The following is a 21,383-nucleotide window of genomic DNA, read 5'->3' as shown; positions in this document are numbered from 1 at the left end:
AAGATTGATTATCGAACAGCACAACGGTTTGGTCCAATTTCCATCTTACGCTGTTTCTCTTCATCTGGAGTTACTTTACCCATGTTCGTTTCACGAATTTCTTGATACGCGTTTGGCTGAGGTGGAAGGTTTTCAGATACCAGCTTTCTGAATTCTTCTTCACTTTCGATATTTAAACCGTGGTTTTTTGCAAATAATGTTCCTAGCTTTTCACCTACAGAGCCATCTTCATTTAATTCATCAATACTCATAAAGTGAGCCGGTAAAACGGTAAGCTCCATAGAAAGGTCTTTATACCGTTTGTAAAGACTTTCTCTAAGATCAGCTACCCAATCGTCTGCTTTCCCGGCAAGATCCGGACGTCCGATACTGTCCACAAATAGAATGTCACCAGATATTAAATACTTTCCATCAATCACAAATGAAGTTGACCCGATGGTATGCCCCGGTGAGTACAGAGCTGTGATATCAATCGTTGTATTTCCAATCACGACTTCATTCCCGTCTTCAAGAGCTGCATATTCAAAAGTAACTTCTTCAGCATCTTTAGGAGGCAACCAATAGGTAGCATTTGTTGCTTCTGAAATGTTACGTCCACCAGAAATATGATCGGCATGCAAGTGAGTATCAAATACATTTGTAATCATTGCGCCTTTTTCTTTTGCAAAGTCGATAAAGATATTAGTCATACGAGTAGCATCCACGATCGCTGCTTCACCATTTGACACGACCATATAGGATAGACAACCTTTACCTAAACGTACAAATTGATAAAGCTCTCCGCCATTTGTTAATTCACCCACTTTAACAGATTCCAAATGTTCGCTCCAAGCTTTCATTCCGCCTTCGAGGTAAGAAACGTCCTTCCCCTCATCTGAAAGCATTTCAGCTACCATAATAGAAGAACCTTCTTTCGCACATACGACAAGAATGTCTTTGTCCTTAGGAAGTTGATCCATTATTTCTTCTACCCCATCTAAAAGATCGAAATATGGGATGTTCAGGTATTCAAATTTTACACCTTCAATTTTCCAATCTTCAAAGGCATCTGCATTACGAACATCTAAAATGAATAAACCTTCTCTGTTCATGACTTTTTGAGCTACAACTTTAGATTTCATTGGTTTGACTGACATTAATTTAACCTCCCAGTATTAGTGTTAATAATTTTACTTCACGTTCGATTCAACGTCTCCAGTCCAATCGCTCATGCCTGGAACTACATTGATTACATTAGTAAATCCTTTTTCAGCTAATAATTGCGCCGCCATGTCGCTTCTGTTTCCTGTACGGCATACTACATAAATATCTTTGTCTTTATTAAGTTCATCCACACGAGTTTCCAGTTCTCCGAGTGGCATTGAAATCGAGCCTGGAATATGTTTGAATGCATATTCGGCTTTTTCACGGACATCCAGAACAACGACATTTTCATCGCCTAATTTACCTGCTAATGTATCATTATCTGTTACTGACTCATGTTTACGCTCTACAGCCTCTTCACCACTTGATTTGCGGACAAAATGCTTCAGAACATCTCCTTCTTCAATGGTTCCGAGATAATCATGTCCAAAACTCTTTGCCCAAGCTTGAAGATCCGCCTTCGATCCCTTGTCTGTTGCTTGAATTTCAATCACTTGTCCTGCTTCCAGGTTATTCATGGTCTTTTTTGTTTTTACGATCGGCATTGGACAAGCAAATCCCTTTGCATCTAATACGAAGTTTGATTCAATCGTGTTCATTTATAAAACCTCCAATTACCTAACGGGGTATATTTTATTGCAAAAAAATTAGATGAACAAGTTCACGTTCCCATTTTCAGCATCCGCTAAATACGCAGCTACTCCTGCATACTCGATTTCTTCTAATAATTCATCTTTGTGTAAACCTAATAAATCCATTGTCATGGTACACGCAACCAGTTTGATTTCTTGTTCCCTTGCCATGTCAATTAAATCAGGTAAAGGCATAGCATTATGCTTCTTCATAACACCTTTGATCATTTTAGGGCCCATACCCATGAAATTCATGTTGGATAATCCTAGTTTATCTGCGCCACGAGGCATCATCTTCCCAAACATTTTCTCCATAAATCCTTTTTTCACAGGTACCATTTCTTCTTTTCTTAAAGCATTCAATCCCCAGAATGTATGGAAAATGGTTACGTCATGATCATAAGTTGCAGCACCGTTCGCAATGATATATGCAGCCATCGCTTTATCGTAATCTCCACTAAAGAGAATGATATTGGTTGTTTTTCTTTCTGACATTGTATCTCCTCCTATTTACTGTAAGGGGTATTGATCCCCTTAAAAAAATTTATCCTTTTTTAATCCAGAATGTAAATACATCATTTTCTTCATTTGAATTGAGCAATTCATGTCCTGTAGATTTAGCCCAGGCTGTTAAGTCACTATTAGCACCTTTATCCGCTGTTTGAACCTCTAAAATTTGACCAGCTTCAATTTCTTTTATAGCCTTTCTAGTTTTTACAATCGGCATTGGACAAGCTAATCCTTTTGCATCTAGTACTTTATCTGCGTTCATTTATAATTCCTCCTAAGAATGATTGTTTTTAAAATACCTATAAGGGTATATTATATGATATAAAAAAAGATGTCAACTTCTTTTTTATCGACTCTTCACTAATAAATTCACAGCTTCTATTACTAGGTCTTCTGTATTTTCACCCGTCTATTGTGAATCCCTTACGCATTCAACAAGGTTCATACTAACAATTAAGCCTACGGAACGGTTTAGAGCTGTCTTTGCTGCGGAAAGTTGTGTAATAACGTCTTTACAATCCTCCCCTTGCTCCATCATTCTTACGATTCCACGGAGCTGCCCTTCAACACGTTTAATTCGATTTTTAACTTGTGAATTGTATTCCATAAAAACACCTCCTGTTGGCTTGTTGTTTTCTTGCTACATTCACTATAATATACCCAGATAGGTATAAAGTTAAGGAGATAATCCACCATTTTTATGAAAAATGCTAAATAATAAATGAGTACAATTGGGGGAATTGTACTCATTCACTCATTATATAAGATAGAAGAACATTTGCCTTTTTGCCATATATTCCAAACGGTTTTGAATGAAGGCAACGGGTTCCTCCAGATAGATCGGGATAACCTGATTCCATTCAGGAATATATTGTTTGATGTTGAACTCCATGGCATAGCAGGTATTTGCTGTTAGTGGCAGGTCGCCTTTAATGGGGAGGTCTCTTTGTTGATCATATAGTCCCATTAAGGCTCCTGCCTCATGACAATGGTTTCCTATGGGGTGAGAATAAAGCATCGCCTCTATCTCTTCATCTCTTGCCTTGCTCATTGCCCGTTGAAACACTTCATTTCCTGTTCTTCCCACTTTCATTTCTTCTGTAATGATATCTTCAAACCTTAAGGCTGTTTGTAATGCGGATTGAAGTCCTTCAGGAGCTTCTTCCTCGCCTGGATAGAGAACGTATGCAAGTTGCTGGGTATCTGTCGCTAAACCGAGATAACGAATACCAAAATCCAAATGTACAATATCTCCACATCGAATGATTTCCCCTTCTAATCGTTCCATCACTGCCCCTTTTCTTTGTAAATCTACCGTAGGGTAAAATGACGTTTCCATTCCTAAATCCAAGACCCGTTGCCTTATCCAATCAACTACATCTTCAGTCGTTGTGATACCCGGATGGATCACCGCTCCGGATAAAGCTTCTGCCGCTATTTGCCTCGCAAGTTCCGCTATTGAAGGATAGGCTGTGAGTTCCTTCGATGACCTTATCGACAGCCAATCAACAATGATGTGTTGGGCAGACACAAATTTATGTGAGTACTCATCGAGTAATATGCTTAAATGTTGGTAAAGCGAATGACTTAACCCATCACTTGCAGCAAAGGATGTGGAATAGTTCAAGGCAATTGTATCAGGGCAATGCTCTTCTATAAGTCGTTTAAGGCACACCCATTGATCACAGTCTTCCGGCTTCCAAACACGTTCATAAAATGGCTCAAAGTTCGGGTTATTGTGTAGTACCCACCTTTTCAATTGCTGATCTTCGTCAAGGTAAAACACTAGAATCGTCAATCTCCCGGAACTGTCTATTGATGCCGGATAGAGACTCTTCAGAACAGGATCTTCATTATACTCTCTGCCCGCAATAATCCACATATCTAGATTATGCTTTTTCATTAAGGAAGGTAAAAGGGTATTAAGTCGATGAAATAGCCATCGGTTCTGTGTTTCTTCTCTTTTCTTCAACGGAAGAATTCCCGGTAAATGTTTCTTATCACCACTCATGGATACCACTCCCTTATTTTCATTGATTTCATTACATTTTCGACAAAATATGATTTTTCCCTCCTAAAAAATAAAAATGACCATTAGAGAAAATAGCCTAATGGTCCGTAAGTTCCTATGTACACTCTTATGTTATATGGTTCTTTCACCACTAATTACTTCTTTCTGTAGATAGTCTACAAACTTGTCGAGATGACGTGGTGAACAGATATCTTCTTCTAATAGAGGAATACGATAAAACGTCTGGTTTGTAAACTTCTCTTTCATCAACTGTAGGTATAAATTTTCCTGGTCCCTCCTTTTTTGGAGGAACTCTCCATCTGCCTGAATCGGAAGGATCTTATTTATGATCAGTCCCCCAATATTCAATCCGTGCTTAGACATCAATTCAATGGCTTTTTCTGTTTCCAGTATCGGGAGCCTTTCAGGAACGAGTACAAATATAAATCCTGTTCTTTTTTGATCCAGTAGAATCCCCCGTACTTTTGAAAACTTTTCACGACGCTTTTGCAGGACATCATAAATGGGGTCTTCTACCGGCTCCCCATCATTTAATAGCTGTGAATAGTTCTTGTTTGTTTTCTTCCGCCTTTCAAGCATCCCGTCCATCCAGACTCCCATCAATTCAGGAAGAGATAAAAGTCGGATTGTATGGCCTGTAGGTGCTGTGTCAAAAATGATTTTATCGAACTCATTTCCTTCCTCGAGAATGATGGAAACCATTCGGTCAAATAATGCTGCTTCTTCTGCCCCAGGTGCCGAAGCAGCCATATCGATTTGACGGTGAACCTCATTCACCATCTTTGATTTAACCATTCCCTTTAAATTTCGTTTCACTCCGTTAATGTAATCCTGTGTTTCAATCTCCGGATTAATTTCTATCCCCCATAGATTTTTGAGTAGAGGGGTTTTATACCCCTTGATTTCCTGGTGAAAAATATCACCCAGGTTATGCGCGGGATCTGTTGAGATGATTAGCGTCTTTTCTCCCATATTCGCAAACATTACGGCTAAAGCAGAGGCAGATGTTGATTTTCCTACTCCTCCTTTACCTCCTACAAAAAGAATGGACTGGTGTTGTAATTCATTCATGTACATATCCCCCTCACTTTACTTCAACAACATCTGATGCCATCTAAGGGTGAGTGCTCCATTCCCATTCTTAAATGCCAATCGTGAAATTTCTCTATTATATACGGATAAAGTTCCAATGTGTAATAAAAAACGGGATTCGGCAGGCCAAGCATATCTGAATAGAGCAATAATAAGAATAAATCATCCTCATCTCTTAATTCCCTGGCAATTTCCGTTTTGTGAGGGAGGCGAATCATGTCATCATAGAGCTGTATGATTCTTTTGAACTTTTCTTTCATAGACGAATCCATTCGTGTTCCCCCTTATAGTTGTTTCTGTTATGTGGCATGATAATTTCGATAATCTTGCTCCTTCTTCAAAAATAAGTAGAAAAAGGGGACTCGAACCCGAGTCACCCTTTTCTCCTAACTAAGCAGAGAACTGTGAAGGGTCATCTCCCTTTTTAGATAGGGAAGATGCAGCAGTTATAAGAATCCATAAGGTGAAAATGAGAATGATACTTCCAAAGATAAAGAGCAGCATATTCCCTTCTGATTCACCGATACCTGACCATTCAAACACTACTTGGTTAATCATCGCCCATAAGGTCATGAACATAAGGAATACCATTGGAATTAATGTGGCGATATAATTCCTTCCTTGTCGCTTAAGCCAGATGGTAATCAGAAGTAAACTGATTCCCGCAAGCAATTGATTCGATGTACCAAAAAGTGGCCATAGAAGGTATCCACCTGACCCGAATCCTTTAGGGCCTTGAGGTAATATAGTTAAGGCTGCACTTGAAACAACGGCAATCGTAGTTGCAACATGAGCATTTGTTAAAGGATTTACGTTGTATTCTTCTCCCAACTCGGCAATGATATATCGCATCAGTCGAACAGAAGAGTCCAATGTTGTTGCAGCAAAGCTCACAATGATCACTGAAACAATCGTAGCTGCGATATCAGCAGGAATTCCTACACCTGTTGCAAGTTGTCCGGCTCCTTGGATGAAGACACCCAACCCAGCTCCACTTGCTGCAGCAAAACCGCTGTAAGTCGCTTGGAATTCTTCAACATTCGGAAAAAATGTAATACATGCAATGATTGCTATCAATGCAAGTGCTCCTTCACCTACAGCACCTAAATATCCTACAAAGCGTGCATCCGTTTCTTTATCCAACTGTTTTGACGATGTGCCCGATGAAACCAACCCGTGGAATCCGGAAATGGCACCGCAAGCAATCGTAATAAATAGTAACGGGAACCAGGAAACATCTGCAGCTCCGTTTGTCATTGGTGCGGTAATTTCTGGATTTGTAAATAAGAGACCAAGGTAAAGCAATCCCAAACCAACAATTAATTGATGGGAGTTGATATAATCACGTGGCTGTAATAGCTTCCAAACAGGTAGAGTTGAAGCTATGTACACATAAATCATCAGAATGACGATCCACACAAAGAAAGCCATGCTTGTTGAACTCAAGCCAAACAATGATGTGGCCTCTTGTCCACCAAAATAACGAACTAAATCAATTTGCAAAAATTCAACCCGGCTGGCAATGACAGCTGATGCATACATGACTGCCAGTGCAACGATTGAAGGCAATAACATGCTGCCATTACGTTTGTAAACTGAATACCCAATCCATATCGCTAGCGGGATCTGAATGAAAACTGATACGACACTTGCCGGGAATGTAATAAAAAGATTTGCGATAACCCATGCAAATACTGCATTAACCATTAATACAAGAATTAAAATAATAAACAAAAATAGTACTTTTGCTCTTTTCCCTATTAACTTATTGGCTAATGAACCGACGGATTGTCCTTTATTTCGAACTGAAAGAACCAAAGTTCCAAAATCATGCACCCCAGCTGCAAATACTGTCCCTAAAATGACCCACAGAAATGCTGGAAGCCATCCCCAGTAAACGGCGATTGCCGGTCCTACAATCGGAGCCGCCCCCGCTACAGAAGTAAAATGGTGACCCCACAGAACAAACTTATTCGTTGGCACGAAATCGACACCATCTTTGTATTGGTGTGCCGGCGTCACATAATTCGGATCCAGACGGTACACCCTCTCAGCAATAAGCTTAGAATAATATTTATACCCAAATAAAAAGACAAGCCCTCCTATTACCGCTAACCATATTCCACCCATCAAATTCCTCCTTCTTCTTTTAATTTGTATACATTTAAATGTCTGAATTTTTAGAATGTATACGCTTACTACATTTTACATTGGGTTTTTATGGATTTCAATGAGAACATTTACTCTTATTGTTCTTATAACTAAATAAAAAGACAGATTCAATAATAGAATCTGCCTTAAAGTTAAACGACGTATATGCTATCCTCATCTGTCGGATCAACCGCTTGGGGTATGTCTACTGTGGTTCTTAAAATGGTTTTGTTTGCATCCGTTGTTTTGGGATGATCTGTAGATGTAGGAAACGTGAAAGGAATCCTCTTTTCTTCACCCGCACCGATTGTACCGATTTTATCAAGGATAATCGTGTCTAAATCTTTTTCATGATAGGAAAAGTCACTATCTTTTTTATCCTCCTCATATTTCTCGAGAAGCAATAAATGAATTTCATTAATAGGCTGGTCGGCCATACCACCGATCAAAACGACTTCACCTTCAATTAAATCTCCAGGAGAAATTTTAGTTTTGTGCACAATTGTATCTACTTTAACATGTCCTATCCCAATACTTGACAAAAACTGTTTAAACATATTTAAGCCACCTTCCCTATACCTAATGGTCTTTACCCTATCATATACCCCTCTTATTCATCTATTCCTACATATTCTGCGAGTTTTCCGCAAAGAATATGAGAGAAACATTGGAAAGGAGTGAATAAAATGAAAAAAATGGTTGTATCTATCTTAGCTGTATTCTTGATTAGCCTGAGTGTCGGTACATTTGCAGCAGCAGAAGGTGAACCACAAACGCCCAAGGTAAACCTTACTGAAGAACAAAAAACGGAGCTTGCCAAATTGCATGAACAAATGTATTCAACAAAAAAAGAACTTGTGAACAAATATGTAGAATATGGCGTGTTCTCAAAAGAACAGGGAGACAACGTACTTAAAATGATGGAAGCTAAGTATCAAAAACTGAAAGACAATGACTACATGATGAGATGGCATCCACATCCACACCATGGAAAAAAACTAGATCACAAAGAGTAAGAAAAGTGGAAGGGCTTTTTTGTCCCTTCCCTACCTAAATGATCAGAAAATTTCCTCCAGTAATTAAGAAAGGCTCCTTAAAATTCCAGACACCTTGTTTATATCTTCCATTGAAACATCATAATGAGTGGTAAAACGTACAAGAGTAGGTCCAAAGGTCACTGCCAATATTCCCTTTTCTTTTAACTCATCAATAAATTGCTCTGATGTGGTCCCTCTTCCCTTTACATCTGCAACGACAATATTCGTATCAACCTGATTGATTACTTCAATACCCATACAGGCTTGAAGGGTTTCCTTTAGTACTTTCGCTTTCTCATGATCCTCCACTAATCGTTCTCTCATAGTCTTTAATGCAACCAATCCAGGAGCTGCAATCATTCCTACCTGTCTTAAGCCACCCCCTAACCGTTTTCTCCACTTTCGGGCACGATCAATAAATGCATGATCACCTGCGATAATAGACCCTATAGGAGCACCCAACCCTTTGGATAAGCATATTTGAACAGTATCACAATGATCAGTGAACTCCCTAATATCCCTTCCACTAGCATATACTGCATTAAAGAGCCTTGCTCCATCGATGTGCACAGGAATTGAATGTTTTTTTGCAAGTGTATAGATCGCTTTCATATTCTCTGGAGACACAATTGCTCCACCTGCGCGATTATGTGTATTCTCCAAACAAATGAGCCCTGTTTCTGGAAAGTGCTGATCTTCAGTACGTATAGCCGCTTCTACTTCAATCGGATCCATCACTCCATTTATCCCATTAATCGTACGTGTTTGAACACCTGCCAATGCGGCAACCGCTCCTGATTCATAGTAGAAAATATGTGAATTCGCTTCTAATAGAATTTCATTCCCTGGACGTGTGTGTGTTAAAACTGCAACTTGGTTACCTTGAGTACCACTTGTTACAAATAGAGCCGCTTCTTTACCAAGTAAGGTGGCCGCTACTCTCTCAAGCTTTATGACTGTAGGATCTTCTCCATACACATCATCCCCTACTCCAGCCTCGAAAGCAGCCCTTCGCATTTCTTCCGTTGGTTTTGTTACTGTATCACTTCTTAAATCAATCAAAGTGGAATACCCCCTCTTAAAACTTTCACTAGTTTCATTATAACAAAGGAAGGCGTTTGACGAATCAACATTCAACTGAAGTAAGATGAATAAAAGACCATACAAAATACCCAGAAAAAATATAATTATAGGAATATTCAAAACATTTACCTTTTTTATATGTTACTATTTTAATAACAATTACCTAAAAGAGATGAGCAATTAAAGCCAGTTAGAGGAGAAGGATCATATGACAATCGGTTCTAAAATCCGCTTTCACAGACTTAAACGAAATTTAACACAAGAAGATTTATCAAAAGGGATTATTTCCGTATCATATCTTTCCAAACTGGAAAACAATCAAGTTACTCCGTCAAATGACATAATTAATTTACTCTGTGACCGATTAGGTGTAAATAGTCTGCTTGATACGACTGGCCATTTGAACAAACTACTTCAGAATTGGAACCATGCCCTACTGTGGAATAAAACAGAGGAATCTAAGTCGATCAATGCAGTCGTTAAGAAGGACCTGGAACAGACGGATGATCTCATTCCACATTTATTCTATAAAATCCTTTGCTTCCGTGTTCAATTAATTAAAGGGAACCTTCAGAATGCATTGGAACACATGAAACAAATCCAATCCAATTATAAAGAACTGACCGATACGCTGAAATTCTATTATCACAAATACAAAGGGAACTATTATTATTTGATTGAAGAGTACGATAAAGCCAAAGAAGAACTGAAAGAAGCTGAAACCTGCTATGTACTTGGAAATGTGATTAATGAAGAAGAAAGAGCAGATTTATATTATTTATTCAGCCTGGTCTTGACTCGTTTAAGTAGGTACCGATTAGCAATCTTCTACGGGGAGAAGTCACTCTCTATTTTCCAGGGCGTCTACTACCAGAAAAGATGCGCTGAGGTGCATTTGATTTTAGGAATTTGCTATCGGCGTATACGTTATAGCGAAGAAGCAATAAAGCATTATGAGTGGGCCAATTTCATTTCTCAATCCATAGACTATACGTCGTTAAATTCAAAGGTAGAGCAAAACTTAGGATATTTAAAATCCTTTATGAACAAGAGCGATGAAGCCATTCAGCATTATTTGCGAAGTATTGAATTGAAAGGCTCAGACGAAGAAGGAAAGCTTTACTCTATTCTCTCTCTGGTCAAGGAATATTATAAAAAGAACCAATTTTCCGAGGTGCGTTTCTGGTTACCTAAAGGATTACATCTTTGTTCTAAAGAAAAGTTCCCGGATAAATTCTATCAATTATCTTATTATCAGTTTGCTTTAACTGATTTTCCACAAGGTTTTGAAGCTTTTATGAAGGAGTATGCACTGCCCTTCTTTAAAAAGAGCGGATCCCATCTATTATATGCTGAGTATTCTAAATTCCTTGGCCAATATTACCAAGGGGTTAGAAAATATAAATATGCAGCATTTCATCTAAATGAAGCCAATCTCATTTATGAAGAAATGTTAACTTTATAGGAGGTGAAATGATGAAAAAGGTGAAAAAATTATTATTAATCACCAGCCTTACTGCTATGGCACTCTCTGGTGTTGTTGTTATCAACTCCCCGGAAGAAGAATTCCCACCATTCTCAAGCAAATTATAAAAATCAAAACAATCAGGACTGGCCCTTTTAGGACCAGTCCTTTTCAATCTTTCAGCTCATCTGGTGATCCACCATATGTGAACCAGTACAAATCGCAATTAAAGAAGGTTCACATCCTTTACGTGCATCTGTAATTATTCAATGAAATGTTCTGAATAAAGAGATATAGTTAGTATTGAATACATATTAAGGGGGATTTTAGATGAATCATGCATTTGAAAGTAATTTAGAAAGATACGCAGATTTAATCGTACAGGTAGGACTAAACCTGCAAAAGGATCAAGAACTTCTGATTTCTGCACCTATTACAGCGTACAAATTTGTTCGACTTGTTACTAAGAAGGCATATGAAGCGGGCGTATTAAATGTACTAACCGACTTCTACGATGAAGAGTTAAAGAAAATCCGCTTAGACAATTCTTCTGAGGAAGGACTGAAAGCGTTTCCTGATTGGAAGGCAAAAGGATTTATTGAAATGGCGGAAAACAATGTAGCGCTATTAAATTTAGCCTCACCAAATCCTTCCCTATTAAAAGATGCAGATCCAAAAAGGGTTGCAATATTGAACAGAGCTTCCGCTGAAGCAATGAAAGATTTTTCTGCTTATATCGGCGGCGGTAAAATAAGCTGGTTAATAGCGGCAATCCCTACAATGGAATGGGCTCAAACTGTTTTCCCGGAACTCTCTCAAGACGAAGCAATCGATAAACTATGGGAAAACATCTTTTATACAACCCGGACGGATCAGGAGAACACCGTTGCTCTATGGGAATCTCATATTAGTAATCTGAATAAGAACGCAGACCGTTTAAATGAAAGCAAATACAAAAAGCTTCATTATAAAGGACCTGGAACAGATCTTTCCATTGAATTCCATCCACAAACAAAATGGATCAGTGCCCAGTTCACAAATGATCAGGGAGTTCCCTTTGTTCCGAACCTCCCAACGGAAGAAGTGTTTACAATTCCAGTCAAACATGGTGTGAATGGGACTGTCTCGAGTACGAAACCACTTAACTATAGCGGTACGTTAATCAGGAACTTTTCCCTAACATTTAAAGACGGTAAAGTGGTAGAGTTTTCAGCTGAGGAAGGATATGAAACCCTGAAAAATCTGCTTGATACAGATGAAGGGGCCTCCTATTTAGGAGAAGTGGCTTTGGTTCCTCACAACTCCCCTATTTCTAATACAAACATAATCTTTAACAACACACTTTTTGATGAAAATGCTTCTTGTCATATAGCTCTGGGTAGAGCTTTATCAGTGTGTGTGGAAGAAGGCAAAAATATGACAGCGGAACAATTACGGAAAGTAGGTTTTAACGAAAGCATGATTCATGTAGATTTCATGATAGGATCGGCTCAGTTAGATATCGACGGCGAAAAGGAAGACGGAACGATTGAACCTATCTTCAAAGCCGGTGATTGGGTTTAATATTTGATTTCGAAGGAAGAATAATGGTGTTGGCTTAAATATTTTATTTAAGCCTTTTTTTATTGAGGTTTTCGTTCACAATATTATTTACTCTATATCATACTTTTGGAGAAAAGAATTACTAATATAAATTGTCGGTACCATTATTGGTAAAAGTTACATATAATATGACAAACAAATTTCTTTTTTAACATATTCAATACTTCACGAATCCTTTACAATAGAAGTATACCTTTTTTAAGGAGCGATTTCCTTGTCGATCAATCATAAACATTCGTTTTTGTGGAGTGGCATCATTATCTCTTTCTTCACTTTATATATAATATTTCGCACTACAAATGTACAATCCAGTGAAAAACCGTTGACCTTTGAAGAGAAATTTCCTACTGTCTTTGTGCACGGGTACAAAGGTACATACAATTCATTCAGAACGATGCTGGAACGATTTGAAAACCAGCATGGCTGGGGTCAAAAAACGTTGGAGATTTATGTGTCTGAGAATGGCAGTGTAGTGTATAAAGGAACTCTTTCCCCAAATCCCACTTCCCCTCCACTCGTTCAAGTCATCTTTGAAGATAATCGGGCATCATTGGAGAAACAGGCGATTTGGTTAGAAAATGCCATGAAGCTGTTACATCATCAGTTTGACGTTTCAAATGTAAATATTGTGGGACACTCTATGGGCGGTCTTGCGTCAACAAAATATATTCTAAATACCAGGGATAGCTCGTTTGTCCCTAAGACCCATAAATTTATTTCGATTGCTACCCCTTTCCTTGGTGTTACGAAAGCATCCTATGATCAAATTAATACAGGCGCAGCTGTTATAGACTTAAAACCTGAATCACGTGCATTGAAGAAGTTGTTTTTGAATCGCCATTTAATCCCTGCCGATATAAACGTATTATCCATAGCAGGATCGGGTGATGATGTGGTGAATGTTCAAAGTGCTATAGGCAGTCAATCACTATTTGAAAAAAACCAATATCAATCCAGGATAGTGTATGATCCATCCATCTCTCATAGCGGTCTACATGAAACGATAAAAGTAGACCGGCTTGTAGGAGATCACTTATGGGGTAAATGACCTACTTCCCTATTCAGACAGTTTTATATCTGAATAGGGAAGTTTTTTGATGTGCAGTTGCGTAAACTTCCTTTACGTTCTATACTACACAAGACTAAACCTCAAGGTTAGGATGAGTAGAATGACAAAAGAAAGAATCATTAAAGCAAACCCAAAATACATACAACATTTCCAAAAAGGATTTCCCCTTCTTAATAAAGAAAATGTGACATCATCGATTGAGAATATTCAAGAAGGAGAAATTCTCAAACTTGTAGACAATAAAAATGGCTTTATCGCCAAAGGCTACTCCGGAATACAGAACAAAGGAATCGGATGGCTTCTGAGTTGGAAGGAACAAGAAGCAATTGATAGAGACTTTATCTTAAAAAAGCTTCAAGCTGCCATCAATCAACGTCTTCACCTCTTTTATAGTGAAGATACGACAGCGTTTCGAGTGTTTAATGGTGAAGGAGACGGATTTGGAGGCATCACCATTGACTACTTTGATGGATACTACCTCGTTCAATGGTATTCAAAAGGAGCCTATGCCTTTAAGGAAGAAGTAATGCAAGGGTTAAGAGAATTAACGGATTATAAAGGCATTTATCAGAAAAAGCGATTTGCACAGGAAGGAAAATATGTGGAAGAAGATGATTTCGTTGAAGGAACCCGCCCTTCATTCCCCCTTCTCGTCAAAGAAAATGGCGTTCTATTTGCCATCTATTTAAATGACGGCGCGATGGTAGGGGTTTTCCTAGACCAACGTGAAGTGCGTAAACGAATACGTGACTCGTACTCTGAAGGAAAACGTGTATTGAATACGTTCTCTTACACAGGAGCATTTTCTGTTTTCGCTGCACTCGGTGGTGCCTTAGAAACAACCAGCGTTGATCTCGCTAATCGCAGTTTAAGTAAAACGATTGAACAATTCAGTATTAACGGGATCGATTACGAAGCACAAAACATCATTGTGGAAGATGTCTTTAAGTACTTTAAATATGCAGTAAAAAAAGAATTGACCTTTGATCTTGTGATTCTCGATCCACCAAGCTTTGCCCGTTCAAAGAAACATACATTCAGTGCAGCTAAGGATTATAAAGATTTGTTAAAAGAAGCGATTGCCATTACTGAAAAAAAGGGTACCATTGTGGCATCCACTAATTGCAGCACCTTCAATATGAAGAAATTCAAAAGTTTTATTGAAACAGCCTTTAAAGAAACTAATGGAAAATATAAAATACTCGAAGAATACACACTGCCGGAAGACTTTAAAACCCTCAGTCAATACAAACAAAGTGATTACCTTAAAGTCGCCTTTATTCAAAAACTATAATGGATAGGGACAGACCATGAAAAGGTCCGTCCCTCTTCCAGTCAGTATAAATAAACGAAAGGTGGTAAGATTTCAATTAAAGCGTTTTGGATTATTACTTCCGTAAATGACAGAATAATCTGTCATTATTTCCTCGGAAACCGCATAAAGCGACATGTAGTAAGGATTTATTGGAGAAAAAGATCGAATAAGGAGGTCTACTGATGAAAAAAGCTGTTTTTCTTGATCGTGATGGAGTAATCAATGAGGTAAAAACACAGAGGGTGACATTTGTTAATCGACCCGATCAATTTTATTTCCTGGAGGGAGTCCTTGAAGCTATTAAGTTATTGACTGATTCCGATTTTCTAATTTTCGTCGTTACCAACCAGGGTGGAGTTGGGTTAGGATATCTTTCTCATGAACAACTTCAATCCATTCACGAACATATGTTAAAGGAAATTGAAAAGGCTGGGGGATTCATTCAAGAGGTTTCCTGTTGTACTCACAAGCCGCACGAGGGTTGTGAGTGCAGGAAGCCTGAAGCAGGGATGCTTTTGGACCTTGCAAAAAAGCATGATATAGATATTGCACGATCGTATATGGTAGGTGATCGCGAGGTAGATATTGAAGCTGGTCGCAAAGCGGGATGCACTACTATCTTACTTGCAGACAGCCCCTCTCACCTATATAACGCCGATAACATGTTTACTAACTTAATGGGAGCTGCTGAATTTATTCTCACTAATAAGTAAGTCTCAAAGGTGCCCCAAAAACGGGACACCTTTTTCTCATCCCTTTTTCACAGCTATATCGATTTCTCCTTATCATTAATCGATATCGTGAAGATGTAACAAATTTGACCTTTCAATCTATCAATTCAAACTCCCATCAGGATGTCCGGAAGATCCCGTTTTATCGTTTTCAAAATAGGGAACTCTATGTTAAAGTACTATGGGACTATTGAGAACGGGAGGTATTCGATGAACCAGCAGGAATTATTACAAATTATACGAGATCACTATCCCTTTGATGTTCTAACCACTGAACAGTTAGATTACATTATTTCCGGCTCTAAATACACCACCTTCAAGAAGGGTGAATTCCTTTTTCATGAAGATGAAACGGTAGAAGAACTTGATATATACTTCCTTGTCTCGGGACTTGCTAAGAATGTTCTCCATCGCTCAAGCGGCAAGCAGTATTCACTCCGATTCTACTATCCTGGAGACTTAATCGGGATTATGATTATGCTTACAAGCGGTGAAATGACCTTTTCCGTACAGGCAATAGAGGATTGTACCGTGTTCCGCATTCAGAAGGATCGACTATTGGAGATTATGACCAAGAACAATGACTTTTCAAAAATCATCTTCGAAAGCATCGGAAATCGTATGAAAACATTGTACGATGAAATAAAAGTGAAATCTGCCACTGAATCCGACGACGAAAATATCAACCTGTTTCGAACCAAAGTGCATACGTTAATGGATCGCCCTACCTTCATTGACGAGAATGCCACTGTTCTTGACGCTGCCAGAAAGATGAAAGAAGAAGATACATATGGTCTAGTGGTAGTAGATCAAGAGAAAAAAATGCATGGCATTCTTACCCAACGTGAAATCCTGTCTTATATCACAAACCCAATTTTCAGTGAATCCGTTAAAGACTGGATGAAGAAAAAACCGTTTTGGATTCGTGATGAATCCTTTGCATATGAAGCCCTTTCCTATTTCAAGCATGAAGAAGTGGATTTTGTACCCATTACTCGCAACGATGAAGTTGTGGGAGTTCTGACCAGTACTTCGTTTCTCAATATACAGGATTCCAATTATTTGGATCTATCATATAAAATCCAAAAAGCCGTTTCGAACGACGAACTGATAGAGCTGGCAACTGTGAAAAGTAATACTTTTCAACAGTTCATTCAAGATTTACTCCTTCAAGATAGTTTTGGCTACGATATTTGCGAAGTGATCTCAAACTATAATGATCGCCTTCACCGAAAAATCATTCAATTAACCGAAAAAGAAATGCGTCAGGAAGGATTCGGATCTGCACCTATCAATTATTGTTTTATCGTAATGGGCAGTCAAGGCAGAAGTGAGCAAGGCTTTCATACGGATCAGGATAATGGAATCATTCTCGATGATTATAACCACTTGTCCGATCTTAAAAAGGTTGATTTGTATTTCCAGGCATTCACCGAAAAACTCAATTTAAAGCTTGCTGCATGCGGTTTTCCTGAATGTACTGGCGGGATCATGGCAAAGGAACAGAAATGGAAACGATCCTATACTGATTGGAAAAAGGCGATTGATGAATGGCTATACGAAATAGATGCACAGGAAGTTCAAAACATTACGATGTTCTATGATTTCCGCCCCATTTATGGTGATTACTCCATCGCAGAGGAAATTCGAAATTATTTAGCGGAAAAATCGAAACGGTCTCTTAATATGCAACAACTATTAAGAAAAGATGCCCTTCGTTTCAAACTTCCTGTTGGCCCTTTGGGACGAGTGAACCTGAAGCCCAGGAATCAATTGTTTAACATCAAAAAGTCTGGGCTTTTGCAAATCGTCAATATGATTCGCATTCATTCTGTAAAATACGGAATAAAAGAAGTCAATACCATAAAGAGGGTTCAAGCATTGAAGAAGATGCAGGCATTCCATCCAAGGGACGCTGAAAATGTAAAAACAGCTATGCATATTCTTCTAACTCTGCGAACAAAGCAAAACCTTCTTGAACTTAAAGAAGGAAAACCATTAAGTAATGATATTGATGTACGTACTCTTTCAAAAGAGGATCGTCAGAAATTAAAAGAATCCATCCAGATTGCTAATCGACTTCAACAAGTGATGGAAATTAGTTTTAATAGGAACCGGGTGGTTTAATGAATGATATTGGAATTAATGTGGGCTACCGCATTCTGAAGTATTATTTATGGCAGCAATTTTTCTTTCGTTTTCAAGTGAAACGGGAAAAAGAAAAGCTTTCTTACCATAAATTATCTCGTGCACTAAAAGAGTTTGAAGAAGAAAAACCCACGCTTCAACAAAAACATTTGTTCGATTGTGACTTTACCATATTTGACCTGGAGACAACGGGCTTTTTCCCTGAGGTGGGGGATGAAATCATCTCAATCGGAGCGGTTAAGGTCAAGGAAGGTAAAGTTCAACGGAAAGACACATTCTATCAGGTCATCAATCCCCTTCAAACGGTGTCGAGGGATACGAAGCGATTTACAGGTCTGAGACGAAAAGACTTTCTGAATGGCGTTACGTTACCTATCGGATTGGAGCGATTTATAGAGTTCAGTAAAGGAACGATCCTTGTCGCTCACCCAGCCAGTTTCGACATAAACTTTCTCCAGAAACGGATATATAAGTGGCAGCTCCCTTCATTTGATCCCGAATATGTCGACTCCTTTTCGCTTGCTAATGGATTATTAGAACGGGACGATTGCTACCTGGACGCCCTTGTAAAACGGTTTGGCATCGATGACAGGACACGACATCATGCTCTAAATGACGCGATCATGACCGCCGAAATCTTTGAAGAGCTATTAAAAATCTGTTATCAGCAAGAGGTTCACACGATAAGGGGATTGAATGAGTTTATACTGGAGGAGACAAGCTCTGGGTTCTGATTTGAACTCTTTCCCCCTGATACCTGATAAATGAGAAAAAACGCTTGAGAAAATTTCCTCAAGCGTTTTTCCATGTTTATTATCGGATTTGTCCAGTTCCATGCATCATATACTTAACGGTCGTTAACGCTGGGAGCCCCATTGGTCCTCTAGCATGAAGTTTCTGTGTAGAGATTCCAATTTCAGCACCAAATCCTAATGCTCCTCCATCAGTGAAACGAGTGGAAGCATTATGATAGAGAGCGGCAGCATCAACGAGCATCATGAAATTCTTCGCTGTTTCTGTGTTTTCCGTGACAATGGCTTCTGAATGCTTTGTACCATATTGTTCGATGTGATCGACTGCTTCATCCAAAGAAGATACAATCTTCACGGCAATATCCAGACTTAGATATTCATTTGCCCAATCTTCTTCTCCGGCAAGCTTCGCGTCTTCAATCGCTTCGACAACTTTTTCATCTCCGTGAATGGATACATTGTGTTCTTTAAGCTTTTCTACAAAAGCACCCTTATTTTCCTTAAACCAGTCTTCATGTAGAATGACGGTTTCAGCTGCATTACATACCGCTGGACGGTCTGTTTTTGCATTGATGATGATGTTTAATGATTTTTCCACTTGAGCTTCTTTGTCAATATAGATATGACAGTTTCCTACGCCAGTCTCAAGGACAGGTACAGTTGCATTATTAACAACAGCATTGATTAATGCACCTCCACCGCGCGGAATCAACACATCAATATGCTCTTTCATCGTGAATAACTCACTTGTTGCTTCTCGATCGGTTGTATTAATGAATTGTACTGCATCTTTAGGAATATCCGTTTTCTCAAGTGCTTCATGCATTACGTCCACAATTGCTTTGTTCGAGGTAATGGCATTTGAACCACCTTTTAGGACAATGGCATTACCGGATTTTAGTGCTAATCCGGTTGCATCAACCGTTACATTAGGACGTGCTTCATAGATCATTCCAATGACACCAAGTGGAACCGTCACTTTTTGAACTTGCAGTTGATTTTCAAGAGTCCAATCGGATACTACTTTTCCAGTGGGATCTTCCAGGTCAGCTACTTGACGAAGACCACTTGCGAAATCTTCAACCCGTTCTTTAGAAAGTGATAAACGATCCATAAATGCAGCTTCGAAGCCCTTTTCTTTCCCTCTATCAAGGTCTTTTTCATTTTGCTTTAGTATAGATTCGTAATTCGCCTCTAAATGATCGGCAAGGATATGAAGGGCTTTATTTTTTTGGTCGGTAGTCAGCATACTTAGTGTTTTAGAAGCTTTCTTGGCAAGCATCGCTTGTTTTTTTACATCAGTTTTTTCTATAGTTAAAGTCATCAAATACCTCCTGATTTTTTTGAAAAGAATTCGACCCGATTGTGCAGGGGAAGAAGGAGAGAAACTCCTACTTTTATACTCCTGCTGGAATGGGTAAATCCACATGACATACTAGGTGGTCAATTTCGACTGCGATTTGATCCGCTTTGATGTCTGTAGGATTTTTCAGTTGCCCTGAACGGAAATTGACCATTCCCAAACCAATTTCTTCATTTCGATTATCAAGGATTCGCACGACTGCACCTTTATTAAATCGGCCTTTTACAGTATAAATATCATCAATTGTTAAACTTTCTTTTTGTTCCAGGATTCGTTCTTTCGCATCTGAATCGATGGTGATTTCACCTTCGGGACCTGAATTGAACGCAATCCATTGCTTTTTGGAATCAAGGTTTACGGAATCTTCTGCAGTTTCAAAGTACGTCCCTTTTGCTGTATGTTGGACAGCATCGTAAATAACATTTGAGTTTCCTGATTTACCTAGAAACGCAGGAATTCCAGAAGCCATTGTGATCTTAAATGCATCGATTTTGGATCTCATTCCACCAGTACCTACAGAACTTCCAGGCTCTCCTGCCATGTCTTCGATATCTTCAGTAATTTCCGTTACGCTTTCTAACAGTTCAGCATCTGGATTTTTACGTGGATCAGAATCATATAGTCCGTCAATGTCAGATAGAATGATAAGTTGATCAGCATCCACTAATGCCGCAACTTTGGCAGATAGGGTATCATTGTCTCCGAATTTCAGCCGGTCAATCGTTACTGTATCATTTTCATTGACAATTGGGATAATCCCTCTTTCAAGCAAGACATTGATTGTATTTCTTGCATTGTTGTATCGGTCTTCATCAGAAAAATCACTACGAGTAATCAGAATCTGAGAAGCCACGTATCCGTTGGAAATTAACAGATCAGAATACGCCTCAATCAATAGCCCTTGACCAATAGCTGCTGCTGCCTGCTTCTCTGGAAGAGAGCTTGGACGTGTTAAACATCCTAATTTACGATAACCGGCAGCAACGGCACCTGATGAAACAAGCAATACTTCATGGCCGTCATCCTTTAAACGGACGACTTCATCAACAAGACGTTCCAGTTTCCTACGACTCATTTCTCCATGCAGGCTTGTTAATGAACTACTTCCAATCTTGATTACGATACGTTTCTTCTGATTATTTTGGGACATTCAATCACTCCTAATAAAAAGGTCCGTCTCTCGCCCCTCTTTATGTGTGTAGGGACGGACTTGTATTTCTTGTTTGGTTGGTAATAGTTATTTGGGGTATTTACGATT

Annotated in this window: 20 protein-coding genes and 1 pseudogene; 8 read left to right on the top strand and 13 right to left on the bottom strand. The window is 38.8% G+C overall.

Features of this window, described 5'->3' with window-relative positions; genetic code table 11:
- Positions 1-8: 8 nt before the first annotated feature.
- The 10 genes and pseudogenes from AC6CIB_RS01735 to AC6CIB_RS01690 form a co-directional block, all read right to left on the bottom strand.
- Positions 9-1,136 carry an MBL fold metallo-hydrolase gene (locus AC6CIB_RS01735; RefSeq protein ID WP_498277615.1) on the bottom strand — a complete coding sequence of 376 codons (1,128 nt, stop codon included), beginning with the start codon at positions 1,134-1,136 and terminating at the stop codon, positions 9-11.
- A gap of 33 nt (positions 1,137-1,169) precedes the next feature.
- Complete coding sequence (locus AC6CIB_RS01730; RefSeq protein WP_498277614.1) at positions 1,170-1,742, bottom strand: sulfurtransferase TusA family protein; 573 nt, start codon at positions 1,740-1,742, stop codon at positions 1,170-1,172.
- Between the two features lie 48 nt (positions 1,743-1,790).
- Positions 1,791-2,270 carry a DsrE/DsrF/DrsH-like family protein gene (locus AC6CIB_RS01725; RefSeq protein WP_498277613.1) on the bottom strand — a complete coding sequence of 160 codons (480 nt, stop codon included), beginning with the start codon at positions 2,268-2,270 and terminating at the stop codon, positions 1,791-1,793.
- A 49-nt stretch (positions 2,271-2,319) separates the two neighbouring features.
- The gene (locus AC6CIB_RS01720; protein ID WP_498277612.1) at positions 2,320-2,547 is read right to left on the bottom strand and encodes a sulfurtransferase TusA family protein; all 228 of its coding nucleotides are present in this window, start codon (positions 2,545-2,547) and stop codon (positions 2,320-2,322) included.
- A gap of 84 nt (positions 2,548-2,631) precedes the next feature.
- Positions 2,632-2,892, bottom strand: a pseudogene (locus AC6CIB_RS01715) (metal-sensitive transcriptional regulator).
- A gap of 150 nt (positions 2,893-3,042) precedes the next feature.
- A complete protein-coding gene (locus AC6CIB_RS01710) occupies positions 3,043-4,296 on the bottom strand; it encodes a M24 family metallopeptidase (RefSeq protein WP_498277611.1) in 1,254 nt (417 codons plus the stop codon).
- A gap of 132 nt (positions 4,297-4,428) precedes the next feature.
- Positions 4,429-5,388: an ArsA family ATPase gene (locus AC6CIB_RS01705; RefSeq protein WP_498277610.1), complete on the bottom strand. Its 960-nt coding sequence runs from the start codon at positions 5,386-5,388 to the stop codon at positions 4,429-4,431.
- A 23-nt stretch (positions 5,389-5,411) separates the two neighbouring features.
- Entirely contained in the window at positions 5,412-5,669 is a 258-nt protein-coding gene (locus AC6CIB_RS01700) for a cory-CC-star protein (RefSeq protein WP_299739558.1), read from the bottom strand.
- Positions 5,670-5,799: 130 nt separating this feature from the next.
- The gene (locus AC6CIB_RS01695) at positions 5,800-7,539 is read right to left on the bottom strand and encodes a carbon starvation CstA family protein (RefSeq protein WP_498277608.1); all 1,740 of its coding nucleotides are present in this window, start codon (positions 7,537-7,539) and stop codon (positions 5,800-5,802) included.
- A 173-nt stretch (positions 7,540-7,712) separates the two neighbouring features.
- Positions 7,713-8,117 carry a sporulation protein gene (locus AC6CIB_RS01690; RefSeq protein ID WP_498277607.1) on the bottom strand — a complete coding sequence of 135 codons (405 nt, stop codon included), beginning with the start codon at positions 8,115-8,117 and terminating at the stop codon, positions 7,713-7,715.
- A gap of 129 nt (positions 8,118-8,246) precedes the next feature.
- Between AC6CIB_RS01690 and AC6CIB_RS01685 the strand changes: the two genes are divergently transcribed.
- Positions 8,247-8,576, top strand: a complete 330-nt coding sequence (locus AC6CIB_RS01685) for a YckD family protein (RefSeq protein WP_498277605.1) — start codon at positions 8,247-8,249, stop codon at positions 8,574-8,576.
- A 63-nt stretch (positions 8,577-8,639) separates the two neighbouring features.
- Here AC6CIB_RS01685 and ltaE read toward each other — a convergent pair whose 3' ends face one another.
- Positions 8,640-9,659 carry a low-specificity L-threonine aldolase gene (ltaE, locus tag AC6CIB_RS01680; RefSeq protein ID WP_498277604.1) on the bottom strand — a complete coding sequence of 340 codons (1,020 nt, stop codon included), beginning with the start codon at positions 9,657-9,659 and terminating at the stop codon, positions 8,640-8,642.
- A 229-nt stretch (positions 9,660-9,888) separates the two neighbouring features.
- Here ltaE and AC6CIB_RS01675 point away from each other — a divergent pair, with 229 nt between their 5' ends.
- The 7 genes from AC6CIB_RS01675 to AC6CIB_RS01645 all read left to right on the top strand — a co-directional run bounded on the left by AC6CIB_RS01675 (position 9,889) and on the right by AC6CIB_RS01645 (position 18,744).
- Entirely contained in the window at positions 9,889-11,145 is a 1,257-nt protein-coding gene (locus AC6CIB_RS01675; RefSeq protein WP_498277603.1) for a helix-turn-helix domain-containing protein, read from the top strand.
- A gap of 330 nt (positions 11,146-11,475) precedes the next feature.
- Complete coding sequence (locus AC6CIB_RS01670) at positions 11,476-12,708, top strand: aminopeptidase (protein ID WP_498277602.1); 1,233 nt, start codon at positions 11,476-11,478, stop codon at positions 12,706-12,708.
- 253 nt (positions 12,709-12,961) lie between these two features.
- Complete coding sequence (locus tag AC6CIB_RS01665) at positions 12,962-13,795, top strand: alpha/beta hydrolase (protein ID WP_498277601.1); 834 nt, start codon at positions 12,962-12,964, stop codon at positions 13,793-13,795.
- A 121-nt stretch (positions 13,796-13,916) separates the two neighbouring features.
- Positions 13,917-15,110, top strand: coding sequence for a class I SAM-dependent rRNA methyltransferase (locus AC6CIB_RS01660; protein WP_498277600.1), 1,194 nt, complete (start codon positions 13,917-13,919; stop codon positions 15,108-15,110).
- A gap of 203 nt (positions 15,111-15,313) precedes the next feature.
- Complete coding sequence (locus AC6CIB_RS01655; RefSeq protein WP_498277599.1) at positions 15,314-15,844, top strand: D-glycero-alpha-D-manno-heptose-1,7-bisphosphate 7-phosphatase; 531 nt, start codon at positions 15,314-15,316, stop codon at positions 15,842-15,844.
- Positions 15,845-16,072: 228 nt separating this feature from the next.
- Positions 16,073-17,989, top strand: coding sequence for a DUF294 nucleotidyltransferase-like domain-containing protein (locus tag AC6CIB_RS01650; RefSeq protein ID WP_498277598.1), 1,917 nt, complete (start codon positions 16,073-16,075; stop codon positions 17,987-17,989).
- The gene (locus AC6CIB_RS01645; protein ID WP_498277597.1) at positions 17,989-18,744 is read left to right on the top strand and encodes a 3'-5' exonuclease; all 756 of its coding nucleotides are present in this window, start codon (positions 17,989-17,991) and stop codon (positions 18,742-18,744) included. Before AC6CIB_RS01650 ends, AC6CIB_RS01645 begins: the two co-directional genes overlap by 1 nt.
- 79 nt (positions 18,745-18,823) lie before the next feature.
- Here the strand turns inward: AC6CIB_RS01645 and AC6CIB_RS01640 are convergent, their stop codons facing one another.
- The gene (locus AC6CIB_RS01640) at positions 18,824-20,086 is read right to left on the bottom strand and encodes a glutamate-5-semialdehyde dehydrogenase (protein WP_498277595.1); all 1,263 of its coding nucleotides are present in this window, start codon (positions 20,084-20,086) and stop codon (positions 18,824-18,826) included.
- Positions 20,087-20,159: 73 nt separating this feature from the next.
- Positions 20,160-21,275, bottom strand: coding sequence for a glutamate 5-kinase (gene proB / locus AC6CIB_RS01635; protein ID WP_498277594.1), 1,116 nt, complete (start codon positions 21,273-21,275; stop codon positions 20,160-20,162).
- Positions 21,276-21,383: the final 108 nt, after the last annotated feature.

Source organism: Rossellomorea sp. GQ25 (assembly GCF_059758515.1).
This window is presented reverse-complemented; position numbering and strand designations above follow the sequence as displayed.